The sequence below is a fragment of the Wolbachia endosymbiont of Tetranychus urticae genome, from assembly GCF_046529255.1.
Lineage (GTDB): Bacteria > Pseudomonadota > Alphaproteobacteria > Rickettsiales > Anaplasmataceae > Wolbachia.
Genome location: NZ_CP114181.1, coordinates 885,212 through 903,829, shown reverse-complemented (window position 1 = coordinate 903,829; position 18,618 = coordinate 885,212). Strand labels below are relative to the sequence as shown.

The following is an 18,618-nucleotide window of genomic DNA, read 5'->3' as shown; positions in this document are numbered from 1 at the left end:
GACTTTTCTATTCTCTTTTTAATCCAGAATTAGCGTTTATACTACTTTCTTTTCCTGCTATCACCGCTTGTAACTTTTTTGAAACATATGCGTTATTTCTGACCTTTTTTAACATTTCTTTCGCCAAATTTACAACTTTTTCGTCTAACAGTTTTGACCTTAATGCCATTTATACCTCTCTATTTTATCTACTCTAGTATCACTTCTTTCCCATTATTGTCTATCTGTTCTTTACATAGTGGGAATTGGTATCAGTATCAAACCCTGCCTTAACTAGATTCTTTGCAATTCTTATTGGCTTTGTTGCATAGCACTGATAGGGATGTAAATCACAGTAAATTTATGCAGCTCATTCAAATTTAGCCGTACCTATATCAGTAAATTTGTTCAATAAGTAGCACTTAATTAACAGCTCTTTTTCACGATTTACCTCTGATTTATTTTTCAAGCCAAACCCAAATATTTGCTTCAACCTATAGAAAAAGACTTCAATATAAGACCGTGCTCCATACTTAACTTTTTTCTTCCATTCATTTTCATAATTCTCATATGACCTAATTCTACTAATATACTTGTTTCTTTCTGATAAGTAGTCAGCTAAACAAATTTTAGCTAGGGCGAATAATAGGCACAATATTGTATTTTCTGCATTCTTTATACACACTTTTTATATCATAAGCTGCATCTGCTCAATAGAATAAATGTTATATTTATCACTGACTTCTTCTAACATATCGCAGACCGGCAAATAGTCTACAGCAACACCACTAGTGTAGTTCATGCTTATTGCTTTCTTATCATTTATGTTTAAAACAACATGTAATTTTCTTACTTGACCATAGCCACTGTATTTTCTTTTTCGAATATTAAGCTTACTATGCCCACCGTTATTATTGTAGATACTAACTCTAGTGCTATCTACGGCAATTTCAATATTTTCCAAATCATCTTTATTGCTTCTATGGTCATCAATCTTCAAATTAAGCTTTTTAAATCTTCTGGAAGCTTGTGTATAGCTGATAATCTTAAGTTTTTTTGCCTATTTGTATCATATAACCTTTTACAAAACCTACAGCTTGTCTCAGGACAATTCTAAAAAGATGAACTATTATGTGTATTAAAATTACAACTTTATCACTATAAATGTTATTACCACCTGCAACTTTTGGACTGTTTTCATACCAATTTTCTATGGCTTGATTAACAAAATGAAAAACATTTCCTCTTTTTTTGAGAAACTCGTTATATTCTCTTTGGTTACTGACTCTCATTTTTTGTGGCATAAGTTGTACTTGTTTGAAAAACGCCTATTTTACAACAAAATGCGTCAGTAGCCATATATTAAAAAGCTTTTCTTCTTACAATAACCTCAACCAACACTAGCTATGCAACAAAGCCATTCTTATTCTTGCTGCTTTTATATTACTTTCTTCCTCAGCTAGGATAGATTTGGTTAATGCATAAATTGCTTTACGTCCTCTTGTTTTTTTTTGTATTTTTCTCCTAAGAAACTCCCTCAATTAGCTCTTCCTGTTGCACCAAGATATAACCAAAATCCCGTGCCTTTTTGATCAAATTTTTCACGACTCTCTCTTGGTAACGTGTTTCGTAATAGTTCATTCCTTTTTCTACATACTTTTGTCCGTATCTCAACATTTGATAGAAGATACACGCTAATTTCCTTGCTGTAGCAGTAATTGCTTTTGGGGATCCTAGTTGCTTTTTTAATCTTCTATAATATGCACCAATGCACTCTTACTTTTTCCCACGGCATAAGCAGCCATTCGAAAGGCATTTGCAGCACGATTGATAACCTCACGAGTTCTTGTCCTAAATACTTTTTCCCCTGTAATCTTATTAGCAGGACTTAGCCCTAACCATGAAGTAAAATGCTTTTCTGATCGCCATTTACTGTAGTTAATACCAATTTCCGAAATAATAGCTTGTACAGTTAGTACATCAAATCCAGGAATTTTAGTAAAATCTATACCGGTTACTCGATACAATTCTTCACGCAAGGCAAAGTTTGGCTTATCTTTTCGATACTTACTTCTTTCCTTGCTTAGCTCTTTACTCTCGTCAGATTTCGCTTCAAATGTCTTATAGTGGTTTTCAATATTTTTGTCACACTCTGCTATTTTTTCCTGATAAACATTGTATAGTTCAAATTCCTGCTGTAATGCAAATAAATGTTCCTCTCTGTAGTCACCTGTTAGTGCTTTGGCAATAGCCGATTTATCACTCTTTATTCGCATATCCCTTAATTCAGCTAATTTATTAGGATTTCTTTCACCTTCGATTATAGCCTTAATAATTTGCATTCCAGTGACACCTGTTATATGGCTTATTACTTTATGTAACTGAATATTCATTTGTACTAACGCCTTTTGCGTCCTATTAATATGTGTAGTCGCACTTTCTGTAAGATTTTTACGTTGCCGAACATAACTAAGCAATATGCACATTTGATCATCTGGCCTAAACGATCCTTGGATTAACCCATAACTGTGTAGTTGTTGTAGCCATTGGCAATCCTGGACGTCTGATTTTCTCCCAGGTACATTTTTTACATGCCTTGCATTTGCCAGTTTTACTTCGAATCCATACGATTCAAGTACTTGGAACAAAGGAATCCAATATACTCCTGTTGACTCCATAGCTACTGTAGTAACTTTACACTTCTTTAACTACTTTGCTATATTGTGAAGATCTTCTGTGAAGCAGCTAAACTTTTGTACACGTTGTTCATCTCTTTCTTCAGGTATACATACATAATGCACAGATGAACCGATATCTATTCCTGCTGCGTTAGGATTCATTATCTCTAATTTACTTTTTGCTTTTTTCATGGTAGCTCCTATAATTTGTAATAACGAGGTCCTTCAGCTTGGGAATGGTTAAGATTATACAATCTCCTAAACGAGGTAGTCATAAAATATGGCTCCATCAATGGTTCGAGCGTTCCTCCCAAAACCATGCTATGAAACGGGCACTTATGGCACCAGTGAAAAATTCGATTATAACTGCAAAAGCGCCTCCTGTACAATTGTACTTAAAAACTGCTAAAAACTTAAATTGGAGAGTTTCTTCCTGGTTTGACAGATTTTTCTGTTCGGTGCTATGAAATTATACATTTCCTGGGTCTTAGCTTTGTCGAAACAACTACTTTCTTTTAGCACTTTTCGTCCTGGAAAGAGATTTCCAACAGGAATTGATAATTCCCCTGCTAATATTTTTAACTTTTCAATTGGAATGCCACATGTTCCTTGTTCATATCTTAGCAGTGTATGATAGTTTATGTTTGCTTTGCCTGCTAAATCTTTCAGAGTATATTTTCTCTTTAACCTCCAGCTTCTTACTTTGTGTTCTATCTGATACCTTATCGAGATGTTTGTCATAAATATTATACAGGTTAACATTACGTTTAATTGTTGAATATTTCTTCAGAATTGCGTATAATTATTAATGCTTTTTATCTTACTTTCTCATGGCTCTTTCTAAGTTTCTTGATGCTCGCAATGATATAGCTTTTCGCCGTATCTTTGGTACCGAAAAAAATAAAGATATTCTTATTCACTTTCTCAATGATATACTAGGTCTTACCGATGACAATAAGATTAAAGATGTCTCCTTTCTCAGTCCCATTCAAGACCCTGTAATTGCCTCTCAAAAGCAAAGTATTGTTGATGTTCTCTGTGTTGATTCTACAGGGGTCAAAACCATCATTGAGATGCAAGTCGCTAAAACAAGGGGCTTTGAAAAACGTGCCCAATATTACGCTGCCAAAGCTTATTCAAGTCAAGCTGATGTAGGTGATCAGTATCATGATCTTAAAGGGGTTATCTTTATTGCTATTGCTGATTTCATCTTATTTCCTAACAAGCTAGCTTATAAGTCTGATCACGTGACTTTTGATAAGATGACCTTTGAACATGATCTTAAAGACTTTAGTTTCACTTTTATAGAGCTACCAAAGTTTAATAAAACAAAAGAAGATCAATTAGAAAATATTGTTGAAAAATGGATCTATTTTTTTAAGCACGCAGATGAAACGAGCGAAGAGGATCTAAAAAAAATAATAGGTAGTGATGTAATTATTGGTAGGGCTTATGATGAGTTAAACCAATATAACTGGAGTAAAGAAGAACGTCTTGCTTATGATCAAGCTAAGAAACGTACCGATGATTATTTATCTACCCTTGAAGAAAAACTTCATGAAGGCATCCTCATAGGCAAAGAAGAAGGTATCCTAATCGGCGAAGAAAAAGGTAAAATTGAAGTTGCAAAAAATTTACTTAAAGCTGGCATCTCTATTGACGTTGTATCGCAAACTACAGGTCTTTCTTTCGATGAGATCAAACAGTTACAGGCAGAAAAGACCTCATAGCTCCCTCAATTTATCCCTCTGCTTATTCCTTTAACTACTGATGTTCCATTTAAGAATGTATCAGGCTTTTTAGATAACTCTACTTTACTTGAAACTTCCTGACTCAAGTCTTTGTAAGGCTTTTCTACTTTCTGTTGTAGCACTTTTTCCCCTTCTAATTGACTTCTTAAGTGAACTAGAAACTTATCAGTTTGTTTGAATTCTGGACATGCTTCTTTTGCAAATGAATATAGGGTTTTTGCTATTTCAGAAAGTCTTCCATTTATTATTCTTCTAACTATAGCTGATTGCACTGCCACAGGATCTAAGTTTAGGTTTGTCAGTGATATTCCTGACTTAATAGCAGTTTTATTTAGCACTTTCTCAAATCTATTTGTAATATTGAGTGCATAGCCCTGTGCTTCTGGTGGAGATATAGACTGCTCTGCTGTAGAATTATATTTTTGACCTGTAACCCTTCTAATCAGTAAGTCAAGTAATAGTATTGTACTATTTATATCCGTTTGTACATTAACTTGTGATATTGAACTCTCAGGTTTATATCCATTAAAAGAGCTTTTATAATTACTAGGCTTATCATCTATATGACATTGAGTTGAATACCCTGATGCAGAAGTTCTAGCTGAAATAAATTGAGTAATACCTTGTAAAGTACCTATTACAGCATTAGTGAAAGTACTTGCTATAGTATTTATAAATGAAGTTGGTCTATTAGCTGCACTTTTTACATTACTTTCTATATTTCTTCTATTCCTTATGAAGGATTTCACACTTGTCTCAGTCGAATTACTTGCCTCAGTTGCCTCAGTAGAATTGTTGAAACTATTGATAATATTAGCAGTATTGTTTCTATACTCTTCTTTTAAATCATCAAAACTTCTTACATTATTTAACTCATCCTTTATTGTTACTTCTTTATTTGCAAATCTAATAGTTAGTGTTTCCATTTCTTTGTTTTTATAAAATTCACTGAGTATCAAACTTGCATTGTTATTAAAGGTCATTATTAGATCGTTTTCTAATTTACTGAAAGTATAATCTTCAATTTTCTGTGATATAATGATCTTATTATTTTTATCTACATCTTCCGCTGCTATTCTAATTATTTCCTCGTTATTATCGAATACTAAAGGTAGTGGTCTTAACTTAAATTCCTCTATTTTCATTGGTACGTGATTCATAATTACATGTAGTCTTTCATACCAATTTGTTAATAGACCATTCTTTAATCTTACTTGTACTACAGTACCTTCTACTATGGTACCTTTTGATACTTCGTGATCTTTTTCATAAAAGAGCCATATTATTAAATCTTTGTCACTTGTAATAATTCTTGCTTTAAGCTTTACATTTAAATCACTTTCTACTTGTTTTCTTACTTGACGTAAATCTAGAGTGTCTATTTTATTTTCTTGATCAAGATCATAAAGTACTATTTCTGGTATAGGTAGTTTATCAGATGTAACCACAAATATGTTCTCACCACCGTTACCAACTAGATGACTCTTGTACTTAGGATTATTCTCTATAACATCATGTTTTCCATGCCCAACTACAATAGATTCGTTGTTTAGTAATGAGTGGACAAAGATAGACATTTTCAAATTATTCGCTACTCTAGAGTAACTATTAATTATTTCATCAACTGATTTGTTGCTGTTTTGTAACAAAAATAGTTCTCCCTTTATTATTCTTATCTCAGAATTGTCCCCTAAGTGATATATTGGGGAATTATGACCATGTATTGTTATACTAAAAGTAGTGCCCTCTGATTTATAGTTGTGGTTACCTAGATTTATTCTTGTTAATTCTGGAGTAACTTTTCTGTCACCAGCATCAGTTTTAAAGTTAAATTTTACAGTAGTGTCTTCAACATAAATGCTATCTATATCATATAGAGTGTAGTTAAATACAAATGTGTGTGTACCTGGAACTTGTTTTAGGTTAATGAAAGCTTTGCCTTTACTTGTTGCAAAGGGCACCATATAGGTGAAATCACCTTGAGAATAGTTGGTAATTTTCGTATAAGTCCTGATAACAAACTTGATATCATGTGAACAACTATTGCTACTCTTATATACAATAATATCGTCCATGTTCTCCTCATTCCTTCCTCCTCTACCATCTATATATCTAGTTTCACAATCATTGATCACTAGGGAATCAATAATATCTTCTCTTAATAGAAAGTTATGTATTTTATAGAGTTCTAATTTTGTCCCATATTCACCAGTAATATATATATTTTGATCGATTAATATATGCTTTTGCTTAGAAAAATCTCTCAGATCTAAAGTGTTGATACCAGAACCTCCAGCAATACTACCTGTAATTTTGTCACCTTTTAAAATAATAGTATCATCTCCTGTATTTAGACGAACAATTTTCTCTCCGTCCTCAAGAACAACCACATGATTATCATGTGGAAAACCGATTATCTTATCATAACCAGTACCTAGGGAGATATATGTATAGTTTGCTGTCCTATCATAAGGATACTCTAACCCAATTGCGTTTTCACAGATATAGGCATCCTCGCTTGAAGCAGGATAATCACCTTTAAACATAGGAAAAGCAGTGGGTAAACAAAATAATTCTCCACCATGTACCCTTTCAGGAATTGCCCTACTTGATCTGATATCCGACATCTTATGTAAAAATGCAGCTGTATGACTTCCTGATGTTATATATTTAGTCACGCATTTTGGTAGGTACGTTAAGCCGCATGAGTCCGAAATTGCAGTACATGGGTACGCAAGTGTTTTTACAAACTGACAATTTCTTTCTGATTTCATAGTCGGGAAAACATACTTTCTAACATCAGTATGATGCTTTAAGTAATCAACAGCTTTATAGATATATTGGCTGGCAAATAATTGTTCACGAAGCAATTCTTCTATATAAGGCTCAGGGCTCACATGCAAAAATGCACGTATTCCTTCAATAAACCTTTCCTTTTCTGTTAGATGTACTAGTCTATCAATGTTTTCTACTTTTTTTACAGCTTGATAAATATCAGTACCAACAAACACAACAGCACCAATTGTAGCACCTATAGGACCTGTAACTGATGAAACTCCCTCTAATATTCCGAACCCTTCAGCAACTTCTATACCAAGTTCCGCAGCATCAACTCCTAAATAGACGCTATCTCCTACAACACCAACAAGAGCATCTTTGTTACCTTTTTTATACTCTTTTACCTCATTATATAAATCATATGCAATAAAACCTGATGTACCACGAGCAAGGAAAGAAGATGATAATTTGAAGGACTGAGCAAGAGATGACTCTACAAGTGGAGCTAGTTTAAATCCTCGAGCATATGAGGCCTGCGAAGCTGCGTTTAAACCTTCAAGAGCAGCATTTTCTGCAGCTTTAACTCCAGATGGTAGAGCAGTAAACCCTAGATTGATAGCTAGACCTTGATAATCACCATTAACAGCATCAGCTAAAATATTCTTAGCCATCATGCCTTGCATAGCAGCTCCCGATACTTTTCCTATTCTATCAAGATGACTCATTACCCTTTGATTGCTGATTAGTTTGTTTGCTAAACTAGAAGATTCACCTGTAAGCCGCTCTTTTCCTGCTAATTGAATGAGTTGAAAACGCTTATTTTCTGATAGTGATTCATCCTGAATATATTTTAGAAATAAGTCGCTATTGATAGTCATAGTCTGGTCAATAACATTGGTATTTTCCTCAAGGATCTTACTTATATCGTTTGACGATATCCACTCACATGTGTTAGCTCTTCTCCTTCTTCTACCTAAAGTTGTAGTCGAAGAACACCCTGGTAAGGATTGAAGACCTACTAAGTTAGGGATAAATTCCAAATTTTTTGCGAGGAGTTCAGCAATTCTTTCGTATCCTTCCCTCCTCTGCTCCAGAACAAGTAACCCAGCTACGTCTAATGCAGTCTGGCCATCACTATTGCGTTTCTCAGCATCCTTTATTTTATCTATTAGATCACTAATAAGTGACCTAGCTACGTCTAATGCAGTCTTGCCACCACTATTGCGAGTATGTAGCAGCACCTTGCGTGTCTTAGCATCCTTTGTGTTTAAGAGATCACGAACTCCTTTTTCGTTATTGTTCCTAACGTTATTGAATAACTTCTCAATTGATCCAATGAGCTTTATAATATTAGAGCTCGCCTTTTCATTTTTATACCTTACATGTTCAACTATTTCCTTTGCGGTTTTTCCTCCGAAACCAAGAGCATCATAATATTCTCCTCTCATCAATGCACCCCTAATACCTTCTTCATCCAGATTGAGAGCATGAGTGTGTAGTTCAGTTATACCAAGTCTATCAGCCGCCTCTTTATATAGTTTCAGGAACATCGTGGACACCTCAATACACTGATTCGTAAACTTATACCAATTCTCATTATTAATGAACCAAATAAGAAGCATAGCAGAGTTGTTTAACCGTGGAAGGGGAAAGAGAGGTAATAAATTTACACAAAGCGCATTCAAGCAGAACAATTGTATCGTAGATTTTATTGCGTAAAATGTTCTGTTTTATATATAACCAAAACCTCTCAACAGGATTGAGTTCAGGTGAGTATGGTGGTAGGTATATAATTTCGATATTTTTAGGTGCCTTTAAATTTTTTGACTTATGCCAACTAGCGCAATCCATCAAGAGAAAAGCCTTTCGTATTCCTAAATATTGCGACATCTGTTCAAGGAATATATTTATACAATCAGTGTTGACGTTTGGTGCAAATAAGCTAAAATTCTCTCCATTTCTGGGATTAACTGTACTATAGAGATAAAAATTTTCCCTACCTAATTTTACCTTAACCTGTGTCCTACTGCCTTTTTTAAACCACCCATGTCCAACTTTTGAATGTGTACCAAACCGTGATTCATCGAAGAAAAATAGCTCTTTTTCAGAATGCATGACAATAGTTTCATTGAGGTTTTTTTTAAAACTCCTCTTGCTTGTTTTTATCTTGTCCACTATGAACTGGTCTTGGTGTGATATATGAGAATTTCATTCTTTGCATATTACGATGTATTGCGGATTTGCTGATATTCAAACCAAATCTTTCTTGGATTCTTATTCTCATTTCTCTAATAGTAATATTGGGGTTTTCCTCTATCCACAACTCAATTCGTTCAAGTTGACTTTGGTTCAATATAGTTTTTCTACGGCGTTGAGGTGGAGCAAATAATTTTTCTTCTCTTCCAAATTTTATGTGCTTTATCCATGTAGTAATTGCCTTTCTCGAAATGCAACATATTTTTGCTACAGCTGTTATACTGTGCTTTTTTGCTGCAATTACAGCATTTAGTTTTTTTGCAACATACGCATTATTTCTTACTCTCTTCAGCATCTCTTTTGCTGATTTCACCACTTTTTCATCCAATAATTTTGATCTTAATGCCATCTAAACCTCGCTATTTTATCTACTCTAGTATGGCTTTTTTCCATTATTTTCTATTCGTTGCTTGTATAGCGGGAATTGGTATTAGCCTTTAAGTATTCGTATTTAGTGTTTTGAAATATAAGTCTTCCTTGTTTGCGCAATAGATTGAATTCCCAAAAATCTTCTTTTATTATTGCAGTATCATCATTAGTAGTAATGCCTCGAGATCGGTCACTCTCGAATGTTTTTTGCAATACAGAAAATAGCTTTAGCTTTAAAAGTAAAGTGTAAGAATCATCAGAACCAAGAGCATTTTGTAGTGCAGTACATGCTCTTTTCGCAAACTTATATAATTCTCCGTTTTCTATCAGAGATTGAGGGAATAGATCAAGAATGTGCATTGGTATCTCATTAAATTCTTTTACCAATTTATCATACTTATACCAATTCCCACTATGTAAAGAACAGATAGACAATAATGGGAAAGAAGTGATACTAGAGTAGATAAAATAGAGAGGTATAAATGGCATTAAGGTCAAAACTGTTAGACGAAAAAGTTGTAAATTTGGCGAAAGAAATGTTAAAAAAGGTCAGAAATAACGCATATGTTTCAAAAAAGTTACAAGCGGTGATAGCAGGAAAAGAAAGTAGTATAAGCGCTGTGGCAAGAATATGTAAAATTTCAAGGACTGCTTTGACTGAATGGATAAAGCATCTAAAATTTGGTAGAGTAGAAAAATTATTTTCCCCTTCTCAGCGGCGAAGAAAAAGCAAATTAAACAAAAATCAACGTGAGCAAATTGAAATATGGGTAGAAAGAAATCCAAATATTACTATTAAGGAAGTGCAAATAAAAATCTCAGAGGAATTTGGCCTAAACATTAGCAAATCAACAGTGCATCGTGAGATACAAAGGATGAAGTTTTCTTATATAACACCGAGGCCAATTCACCATAAACAAGATAAAAACAAGCAAGAAGAGTTTAAAAAATACTTCAATAAAATAGTCAATTCCCACCCTGAAAAGGAGGTATTTTTTTGATGAATCACGATTTGGAACTCATTCAAAAATCGGACACGGATGGTTTAAAAAAGGGGTCAGAACGCAGGTTAAATGAAAATTGGTAGACAAAATTTCTATATCTACAGTGCGGTAAATCCAAGAAGTGGTAAGAAAATTAGCCTACTTGCTCCATATGTAAACACTGATTGTATGAATATATTTCTGGAGCAGATGTCGAAAGATTTAGGCACGAAAAAAGCCTTTCTTGTAATGGATTGTGCAGGCTGGCATAGATCAAAAAGTTTGAAAATTCAGAAAAACATTACCATTATATACTTGCCTCCTTATTCACCAGAACTGAATCCTGTTGAGAGGTTGTGGCAATATATCAAACACAATACTTTACGCAACAGAGTCTACGATACCATAGGCTTACTTGAAGATGTTCTGTGTAATTTTATTGTCAGTATTTCCAGTGCTACTATTAAACGAGTTTGTAATGTTTCTTATTTGTTCGATTAGTAATGGAATTTGGTATTACTTGCATAATCCCAAACAGAAATAGCGTGTCTTACATCAAGTAGATCAACACCATTCTTGAACACCCCGAGAGCCTTTTCTAGAACCTTTTCTTCTTTATTTTCCTGTGCCAACTGCTTTCTGATTGCTTCCTGAGTTGCTTTCTTTATTCTTAGAAAATATTCTGGTTTTCTACTTACTTCACTTATTAAAGACCCGTCTATAAGTAAACTAAGTACCGAACTCAATTTTTCATCGTTATTATCTACTAAACCTACAAAGATAGTTCCGCGTATACGCGTATTTGCAAAATAGGACACGGAATTCAAAATTTCCAATGCTAGGCTTCCATGATCTGATTTGCTGATAGCGTTAATTCTATCCTGAATTAAATGTTGATGATCAGATGAACTCAGTATTGAAGGAATATCACTTTGAAGGGCCCCTGATTGTGAACCTGAGAACATATTGTATATTAAAGAATCTTGATCTCTACGAGCAATTTCCAAAACAGTCTCGCCTTTCATATTTGTAGCGTACAAATCTAATGTTCTTCCTTTTAAAGCTAAAATATCTTTTACTATTAGATCGTCTTTTTGAATCACTGCAATATGTAACGGCGTATTACCTTCTTTGTTCTGAGCATTGACATTTAACCTTGATCCCAATCCTAATAAAAGTTCTAGGGCCTGATATTTTTTCAATTTGACAGCAAGGTGCAACGGAGTATTGCCCTCGTCATTTATAGCATTGACATTCACCTCCCTCTCCGGGTCTAACAACTCAGCTATTATTCGCTTATTATCACTATTAACAGCGTAATGCAGAGGTGTATTGTTATGGTCTTGTGCGTTTTTGGTATTTATGTTCACTACTCTTGTCAAACAACTCTTGAATAGATTAAAATTACCCTTTTGTATGGCACGATTTAACTTATCAATATCTGTATGATTTGCATCCTTGACGCCCACATCTGTTGGAGAAGCATCAAAGTACTGATGTTTAAAGGTAGAGTCAGCGCTGTCAGCGAAGTTATTCTCTGCGTCATTAATACCAGATTTATTAGTTATGCGTTTTGCATTTGACAATGCATTTATTATCAACGTCCGACTGAATTCATTAGCAATATCTAACGGAGTCTGACCTTGAAAATTTTTGGAATTAACATCTGCTTCTAATTTTGGATCTAAGAGCATTTGTACTATTGCTAAATCTCCCAACGAGACAGCAAGGTGCAAAGGAGTACCATCTTCTTTGTTCAGAATATTAATATTTATTATCGAATCCAAATTTAATAATTTTTTAACTATTGTTTTGCCTCTTGATCGTTGTTTACTCTCTCTAATAGCAAAATGCAAAGGAGTATCACCTTGTTTGTTCTGAGCATTAACATTTGTTCCCCACTTAGGCCCTAATAACTCCTCAACTATTCTTATTCTATCATTCACAATAGCAAGGTGCAGTGGAGTATCACCTTCCTTGTCCCTAGCACTAACATCTATTTCCCACTTAGTCTCCAATAACTTTCTTATACCAATTCTCATTATTAATGAACCAAATAAGAAGCATAGCAGAGTTGTTTAACCGTGGAAGGGGAAAGAGAGGTAATAAATTTACACAAAGCGCATTCAAGCAGAACGATTGTATCGTAGATTTTATTGCGTAAAATGTTCTGTTTTATATATAACCAAAACCTCTCAACAGGATTGAGTTCAGGTGAGTATGGTGGTAGGTATATAATTTCGATATTTTTAGGTGCCTTTAAATTTTTTGACTTATGCCAACTAGCGCAATCCATCAAGAGAAAAGCCTTTCGTATTCCTAAATATTGCGACATCTGTTCAAGGAATATATTTATACAATCAGTGTTGACGTTTGGTGCAAATAAGCTAAAATTCTCTCCATTTCTGGGATTAACTGCACTATAGAGATAAAAATTTTCCCTACCTAATTTTACCTTAACCTGTGTCCTACTGCCTTTTTTAAACCACCCATGTCCAACTTTCGAATGTGTACCAAACCGTGATTCATCGAAGAAAAATAGCTCTTTTCAGAATGCATGACAATAGTTTCATTGAGGTTTTTTTTTAAACTCCTCTTGCTTGTTTTTATCTTGTCCACTATGAACTGGTCTTGGTGTGATATATGAGAATTTCATTCTTTGCATATTACGATGTATTGCGGATTTTCTGATATTCAAACCAAATCTTTCTTGGATTCTTATTCTCATTTCTCTAATAGTAATATTGGGGTTTTCCTCTATCCACAACTCAATTCGTTCAAGTTGACTTTGGTTCAATATAGTTTTTCTACGGCGTTGAGGTGGAGCAAATAATTTTTCTTCTCTTCCAAATTTTATGTGCTTTATCCATGTAGTAATTGCCTTTCTCGAAATGCAACATATTTTTGCTACAGCTGTTATACTGTGCTTTTTTGCTGCAATTACAGCATTTAGTTTTTTTGCAACATACGCATTATTTCTTACTCTCTTCAGCATCTCTTTTGCTGATTTCACCACTTTTTCATCCAATAATTTTGATCTTAATGCCATCTAAACCTCGCTATTTTACTTACTTCAGTATGGCTTTTTTTCCATTATTTTCTATTCGTTGCTTGTATAGCGGGAATTGGTATAAATATAGGGAAACGCCAAGCACTTCAAGTATAATCTCACAAGTTGATGCACAAACGGATATAAATGGTACAATACTATTACTTGACATGCTCATTAGAAAATTTACAGGTCAAAAGTATGTTTCTACAGTAGGTCAGTCTATATCTCTACTAGAAGCACAGGGCTATGCACTCAATATTACAAATAGATTTGAGAAAGTGCTAAATAAAACTGCTATTAAGTCAGGAATATCACTGACAAACCTAAACTTAGATCCTGTGGCAGTGCAATCAGCTATAGTTAGAAAAATAATAAATGGAAGATTTTCTGAAATAGCAAAAACCCTATATTCATTTGCAAAAGAAGCATGTCCAGAATTCAAACAAACTGATAAGTTTCTAGTTCACTTAAGAAGTCAATTAGAAGGGGAAAAAGTGCTACAACAGAAAGTAGAAAAGCCTTACAAAGACTTGAGTCAGGAAGTTTCAAGTAAAGTAGAGTTATCTAAAAAGCCTGATACATTCTTAAATGGAACATCAGTAGTTAAAGGAATAAGCAGAGGGATAAATTGAGGGAACTATGAGGTCTTTTCTGCCTGTAACTGTTTGATCTTATCGAAAGAAAGACCTGTAGTTTGCGATACAACGTCAATAGAGATGCCAGCTTTAAGTAAATTTTTTGCAACTTCAATTTTACCTTCAATTTTACCTTCAATTTTACCTCTTTCCTCGCCGATTTGAATACCTCTTTCCTCGCCGATTTGAATACCTTCTTGTCTACCTTTTTGAGTAGCATCATCAAGTTTCTGTTCTAAGATAGCAGCTTCTTTTTGTAAATCCATGACCCTTTCTTCATAAGCTACAAGATCCTTCTCATTCCAGTGAAACTTATCTAACTCATCATATGCTAATTTTATTATTGGTGATTTTTCTGCTATTTTTCTCAAATCTTCATCAGTTGTTTCTTCTGCGTATTTAAAAAAAAACAGCCAACGATCTACTACATTTTCTAGCTGCTCTTCTCTGCTCTTAGGAAACTTTGGCAGCTCAATGAAGATAAATTGAAAATCTTTTAAGTCATGCTCGTTAGTTTTTTCATCTCTTATGGTATGGCTAGATATATAATCAGGCTTATCAGGAAATAAATTACAATTGGAAATAGCAATAAAGAAAACCTTCTTTAAATCGATGTACTTACCACCTTTATCAGCCTGCCTTGAGTAAGCCTTAGCAGCATATAATTGAGCCCGTTTTTCGAAGCCTTTATCACGAGCGAGTTGCATTTCAATCACGTATCTGGCACCAGTGGAATCTCTGCAAAGAACATCAACAATACTCTGCTTATCAGAGGCAATTTCAGGGTCCATAATGGTGCTGAGGAACTCAACATCTTGAATAGCATTGACTCCAGTAAAGCCTAAGATATCATTCAAAAAGTGGATAAGGATATTCTTATTTTTTTCAGTACCAAAAATCTTCTTAAAGGTCAGGTCCAGTTTTGGATCGAGAAACTTAGAAAGAGCCATGAGAAAGTAAGATAAAAAGCATTAATAATTATACGCAATTCTGAAGAAATATTCAACAATTAAACGTAATGTTAACCCGTATAATATTTATGACAAACATCTCGATAAGGTATCAGATAGAACACAAAGTAAGAAGCTGGAGGTTAAAGAGAAAATATACTCTGAAAGATTTAGCAGGCAAAGTAAACATAAACTATCATACGCTGCTTATACCAATTCTCATTATTAATGAACCAAATAAGAAGCATAGCAGAGTTGTTTAACCGTGGAAGGGGAAAGAGAGGTAATAAATTTACACAAAGCGCATTCAAGCAGAACAATTGTATCGTAGATTTTATTGCGTAAAATGTTCTGTTTTATATATAACCAAAACCTCTCAACAGGATTGAGTTCAGGTGAGTATGGTGGTAGGTATATAATTTCGATATTTTTAGGTGCCTTTAAATTTTTTGACTTATGCCAACTAGCGCAATCCATCAAGAGAAAAGCCTTTCGTATTCCTAAATATTGCGACATCTGTTCAAGGAATATATTTATACAATCAGTGTTGACGTTTGGTGCAAATAAGCTAAAATTCTCTCCATTTCTGGGATTAACTGCACTATAGAGATAAAAATTTTCCCTACCTAATTTTACCTTAACCTGTGTCCTACTGCCTTTTTTAAACCACCCATGTCCAACTTTCGAATGTGTACCAAACCGTGATTCATCGAAGAAAAATAGCTCTTTTTCAGAATGCATGACAATAGTTTCATTGAGTTTTTTTTTAAACTCCTCTTGCTTGTTTTTATCTTGTCCACTATGAACTGGTCTTGGTGTGATATATGAGAATTTCATTCTTTGCATATTACGATGTATTGCGGATTTGCTGATATTCAAACCAAATCTTTCTTGGATTCTTATTCTCATTTCTCTAATAGTAATATTGGGGTTTTCCTCTATCCACAACTCAATTCGTTCAAGTTGACTTTGGTTCAATATAGTTTTTCTACGGCGTTGAGGTGGAGCAAATAATTTTTCTTCTCTTCCAAATTTTATGTGCTTTATCCATGTAGTAATTGCCTTTCTCGAAATGCAACATATTTTTGCTACAGCTGTTATACTGTGCTTTTTTGCTGCAATTACAGCATTTAGTTTTTTTGCAACATACGCATTATTTCTTACTCTCTTCAGCATCTCTTTTGCTGATTTCACCACTTTTTCATCCAATAATTTTGATCTTAATGCCATCTAAACCTCGCTATTTTACTTACTTCAGTATGGCTTTTTTCCATTATTTTCTATTCGTTGCTTGTATAGCGGGAATTGGTATTACTATTTGTACGTTGCTATATTCAGCGGCAACGTGCAGTATAGTTCTACCTTGTTTGTTCTGAGCATTAACATCTACTTTCGACTCAAGCTTCAACATTTCCTGGACTATCTCTTTTCTGTTCTCTCTGACAGCAACGTGCAAAGGAGAATCACCTTGTTTGTTCTGAGCATTAACATCTACTTTCGACTCAGGCTTCAACAGTTCTTGGAATATTTCTTTTCTGTTCTCTCTGACAGCAACGTGCAAAGGAGAATCACCTTGTTTGTTCTGAGCATTAACATCTACTTTCGACTCAGGCTTCAACAGTTCTTGGAATATTTCTTTTCTGTTCTCTCTGACAGCAACGTGCAAAGGAGAATCACCTTGTTTGTTCTGAGCATTAACATCTACTTTCGACTCAGGCTTCAACAGTTCTTGGAATATTTCTTTTCTGTTCTCTCTGACAGCAACGTGCAAAGGAGAATCACCTTGTTTGTTCTGAGCATTAACATCTACTTTTTTAAACTTAGTCTTTAGTAGTCTCTGAACTACTTGTTCTTTATTTTCTCTAACAGCAACATGCAGTGGAGTGTCACCTTGTTCGTTCTGAGCATTAACATTTATCTCTAGTTGAGACTCTAATAACTCCCTCACTATTCCTACTTTGCCATTTTTAGCAGCAACATGTAGCGGAGTATCACCTTGATTATTCCGAGCATTAACATCTACTCCCAATTTAGAATTCAATAACAGGCTCACTACCTTTCTTTTACTAGATAGAACAGCAGCGTGTAAGGGAGTATCACCTTGTTTGTTCCGAATATTAACATCTATTTTCTGCTCCAGCTGTAATATTTCTTGCATCACTAATTCCACACCATTTCGGGCAGCATAGTGGAGAAGTGTGTTATCATTAACGTTATTATTAATATTAACTCTAGCATTCAAATCTACTTTACCTCGCAAAAGACTCTTAAACAGATTGAAGTCTCCTTTATTCATTGCATCTACTAACTTTGGAAGCTTCTTTTTATCAATGAACCTTCTAGGTTGAGTATTATGTTGCTGATTCCTTCGATTAGCATTTGAAGACTCTGGTTGAGGCTCATTATTAGTTCTTTCTAAATTGCTTCTTGATAAATCTGTCTGCTGTTCCATCGATTTTACAGGCTGAATTTCCTGAGTTCGAATAATAGGTTCAAAATGCCCCTTACCACTATTTATTACATGTATTGTATTGGCATCATTATAATCAACATCGTTATCACCTACAGACCTGGAGCTTGATTTATCTACAATTTGATCAGTCCATATTTCTTTTCCATCAACATCATATTTTTCAATGATATGTAACTTTACATTGTACTTTTGACAAATTATCCTTCCTTCTATTTCGCTTCTACCCCATATAGGAGAATTCAATCCTAATATTCTTGCTAATTCAGATCCTTGATTAATGTCATCTGCAGTCAATTCAATGCGTGGGATATATTGCTCAATTGGTTCAACTTCTCTTTCTAAAGCTTCTCTAAGCCAAGATTGATCTTTTTCTAACTCAGTTTGCGCAAATTCCTGACAAATTTTTCTTAAAGATTTAGCAGTAAAGACCATTTCAGGCCTTGATTGTTTTAGACCTTGCGCAACTGCATCAAAAAAACAATCACCATCTCCAATTGCTTCACCTATTCTAAAACCCTGTGGTAATTCTGGTATATCGTTGAAACGTTTAAAGCGCTTCAAGCTAAATTCTTGGTTTAACTGTTCTTGTTCTGATGGCTTATTATCGTGTGGATAAATTTCTTCTTTGGTATGTAGTATTATTGTCATAAGATTGCGTATTATTAATTTTGTGTTAAGCTTATACCAATTCCCGCTATACAAGCAACGAATAGA

General features: G+C 34.3%; 12 protein-coding genes and 4 pseudogenes. 3 read left to right on the top strand and 13 right to left on the bottom strand.

Translation table 11 applies throughout. The features are described 5' to 3' along the window. Positions 1–31: 31 nt before the first annotated feature. The 5 genes and pseudogenes from O1Q06_RS04720 to O1Q06_RS04700 all read right to left on the bottom strand — a co-directional run. A pseudogene (locus O1Q06_RS04720) lies at positions 32–169 on the bottom strand (IS630 family transposase); the annotation flags it as partial. Positions 170–667: 498 nt separating this feature from the next. Then, complete coding sequence (locus O1Q06_RS04715; protein WP_410542245.1) at positions 668–979, bottom strand: hypothetical protein; 312 nt, start codon at positions 977–979, stop codon at positions 668–670. Between the two features lie 46 nt (positions 980–1,025). Continuing rightward, positions 1,026–1,283 (bottom strand): transposase, encoded by a 258-nt coding sequence (locus O1Q06_RS04710; protein ID WP_410542244.1) that lies wholly within the window; start codon positions 1,281–1,283, stop codon positions 1,026–1,028. 220 nt (positions 1,284–1,503) lie between these two features. After that, a pseudogene (locus O1Q06_RS04705) lies at positions 1,504–2,849 on the bottom strand (IS110 family transposase). Positions 2,850–3,062: 213 nt separating this feature from the next. Further along, entirely contained in the window at positions 3,063–3,419 is a 357-nt protein-coding gene (locus tag O1Q06_RS04700) for a helix-turn-helix domain-containing protein (RefSeq protein WP_410542243.1), read from the bottom strand. 68 nt (positions 3,420–3,487) lie between these two features. On the opposite strand from O1Q06_RS04700, the gene O1Q06_RS04695 reads away from it, so the two are divergent. After that, positions 3,488–4,387, top strand: a complete 900-nt coding sequence (locus O1Q06_RS04695; protein WP_410542242.1) for an Rpn family recombination-promoting nuclease/putative transposase — start codon at positions 3,488–3,490, stop codon at positions 4,385–4,387. Between the two features lie 5 nt (positions 4,388–4,392). On the opposite strand, the gene O1Q06_RS04690 is transcribed toward O1Q06_RS04695, so the two are convergent. The 3 genes from O1Q06_RS04690 to O1Q06_RS04680 all read right to left on the bottom strand — a co-directional run bounded on the left by O1Q06_RS04690 (position 4,393) and on the right by O1Q06_RS04680 (position 10,300). After that, a complete protein-coding gene (locus O1Q06_RS04690) occupies positions 4,393–8,736 on the bottom strand; it encodes a latrotoxin-related protein (protein WP_410542241.1) in 4,344 nt (1,447 codons plus the stop codon). Between the two features lie 49 nt (positions 8,737–8,785). Continuing rightward, a protein-coding gene (locus tag O1Q06_RS04685; RefSeq protein ID WP_410542215.1) for an IS630 family transposase occupies positions 8,786–9,791 on the bottom strand; the annotation gives its coding sequence in 2 pieces (ribosomal slippage) (positions 8,786–9,331 and positions 9,333–9,791; 1,005 coding nt in all). A 50-nt stretch (positions 9,792–9,841) separates the two neighbouring features. After that, positions 9,842–10,300: a hypothetical protein gene (locus tag O1Q06_RS04680; protein ID WP_410542240.1), complete on the bottom strand. Its 459-nt coding sequence runs from the start codon at positions 10,298–10,300 to the stop codon at positions 9,842–9,844. On the opposite strand from O1Q06_RS04680, the pseudogene O1Q06_RS04675 reads away from it, so the two are divergent. After that, positions 10,294–11,295: pseudogene (locus O1Q06_RS04675) on the top strand (IS630-like element ISWpi10 family transposase). The gene O1Q06_RS04680 and the pseudogene O1Q06_RS04675 overlap by 7 nt on opposite strands. Here the strand turns inward: O1Q06_RS04675 and O1Q06_RS04670 are convergent. Further along, a complete protein-coding gene (locus O1Q06_RS04670) occupies positions 11,292–12,836 on the bottom strand; it encodes an ankyrin repeat domain-containing protein (RefSeq protein ID WP_410542239.1) in 1,545 nt (514 codons plus the stop codon). The pseudogene O1Q06_RS04675 and the gene O1Q06_RS04670 sit on opposite strands and share 4 nt — an antisense overlap. Before the next feature lie 2 nt (positions 12,837–12,838). Beyond that, a pseudogene (locus O1Q06_RS04665) lies at positions 12,839–13,843 on the bottom strand (IS630 family transposase). Between O1Q06_RS04665 and O1Q06_RS04660 the strand changes: the two are divergent. Next, positions 13,837–14,478: a latrotoxin-related protein gene (locus tag O1Q06_RS04660; protein WP_410542238.1), complete on the top strand. Its 642-nt coding sequence runs from the start codon at positions 13,837–13,839 to the stop codon at positions 14,476–14,478. The pseudogene O1Q06_RS04665 and the gene O1Q06_RS04660 sit on opposite strands and share 7 nt — an antisense overlap. Positions 14,479–14,483: 5 nt before the next feature. Here O1Q06_RS04660 and O1Q06_RS04655 read toward each other — a convergent pair whose 3' ends face one another. The 3 genes from O1Q06_RS04655 to O1Q06_RS04645 all read right to left on the bottom strand — a co-directional run bounded on the left by O1Q06_RS04655 (position 14,484) and on the right by O1Q06_RS04645 (position 18,552). After that, on the bottom strand, positions 14,484–15,431 hold the full coding sequence (locus tag O1Q06_RS04655) for an Rpn family recombination-promoting nuclease/putative transposase (protein WP_410542237.1): 948 nt from the start codon (positions 15,429–15,431) through the stop codon (positions 14,484–14,486). Positions 15,432–15,656: 225 nt separating this feature from the next. Then, positions 15,657–16,661: an IS630 family transposase gene (locus tag O1Q06_RS04650; RefSeq protein ID WP_410542236.1), complete on the bottom strand. Its 1,005-nt coding sequence runs from the start codon at positions 16,659–16,661 to the stop codon at positions 15,657–15,659. Between the two features lie 43 nt (positions 16,662–16,704). Then, positions 16,705–18,552 (bottom strand): ankyrin repeat domain-containing protein, encoded by a 1,848-nt coding sequence (locus O1Q06_RS04645; RefSeq protein ID WP_410542235.1) that lies wholly within the window; start codon positions 18,550–18,552, stop codon positions 16,705–16,707. Positions 18,553–18,618 lie beyond the last annotated feature (66 nt).

Coding starts and splice junctions, on each gene's coding strand:
- O1Q06_RS04710 (WP_410542244.1), bottom strand. CDS start 1,283: ATGCCACAAAAAATGAGAGTCAGTAACCAAAGAGAATATAACGAGTTT.
- O1Q06_RS04700 (WP_410542243.1), bottom strand. CDS start 3,419: ATGTTAACCTGTATAATATTTATGACAAACATCTCGATAAGGTATCAG.
- O1Q06_RS04695 (WP_410542242.1), top strand. CDS start 3,488: ATGGCTCTTTCTAAGTTTCTTGATGCTCGCAATGATATAGCTTTTCGC.
- O1Q06_RS04690 (WP_410542241.1), bottom strand. CDS start 8,736: ATGTTCCTGAAACTATATAAAGAGGCGGCTGATAGACTTGGTATAACT.
- O1Q06_RS04680 (WP_410542240.1), bottom strand. CDS start 10,300: ATGCCATTTATACCTCTCTATTTTATCTACTCTAGTATCACTTCTTTC.
- O1Q06_RS04670 (WP_410542239.1), bottom strand. CDS start 12,836: ATGAGAATTGGTATAAGAAAGTTATTGGAGACTAAGTGGGAAATAGAT.
- O1Q06_RS04660 (WP_410542238.1), top strand. CDS start 13,837: ATGCCATCTAAACCTCGCTATTTTACTTACTTCAGTATGGCTTTTTTT.
- O1Q06_RS04655 (WP_410542237.1), bottom strand. CDS start 15,431: ATGGCTCTTTCTAAGTTTCTCGATCCAAAACTGGACCTGACCTTTAAG.
- O1Q06_RS04650 (WP_410542236.1), bottom strand. CDS start 16,661: ATGGCATTAAGATCAAAATTATTGGATGAAAAAGTGGTGAAATCAGCA.
- O1Q06_RS04645 (WP_410542235.1), bottom strand. CDS start 18,552: ATGACAATAATACTACATACCAAAGAAGAAATTTATCCACACGATAAT.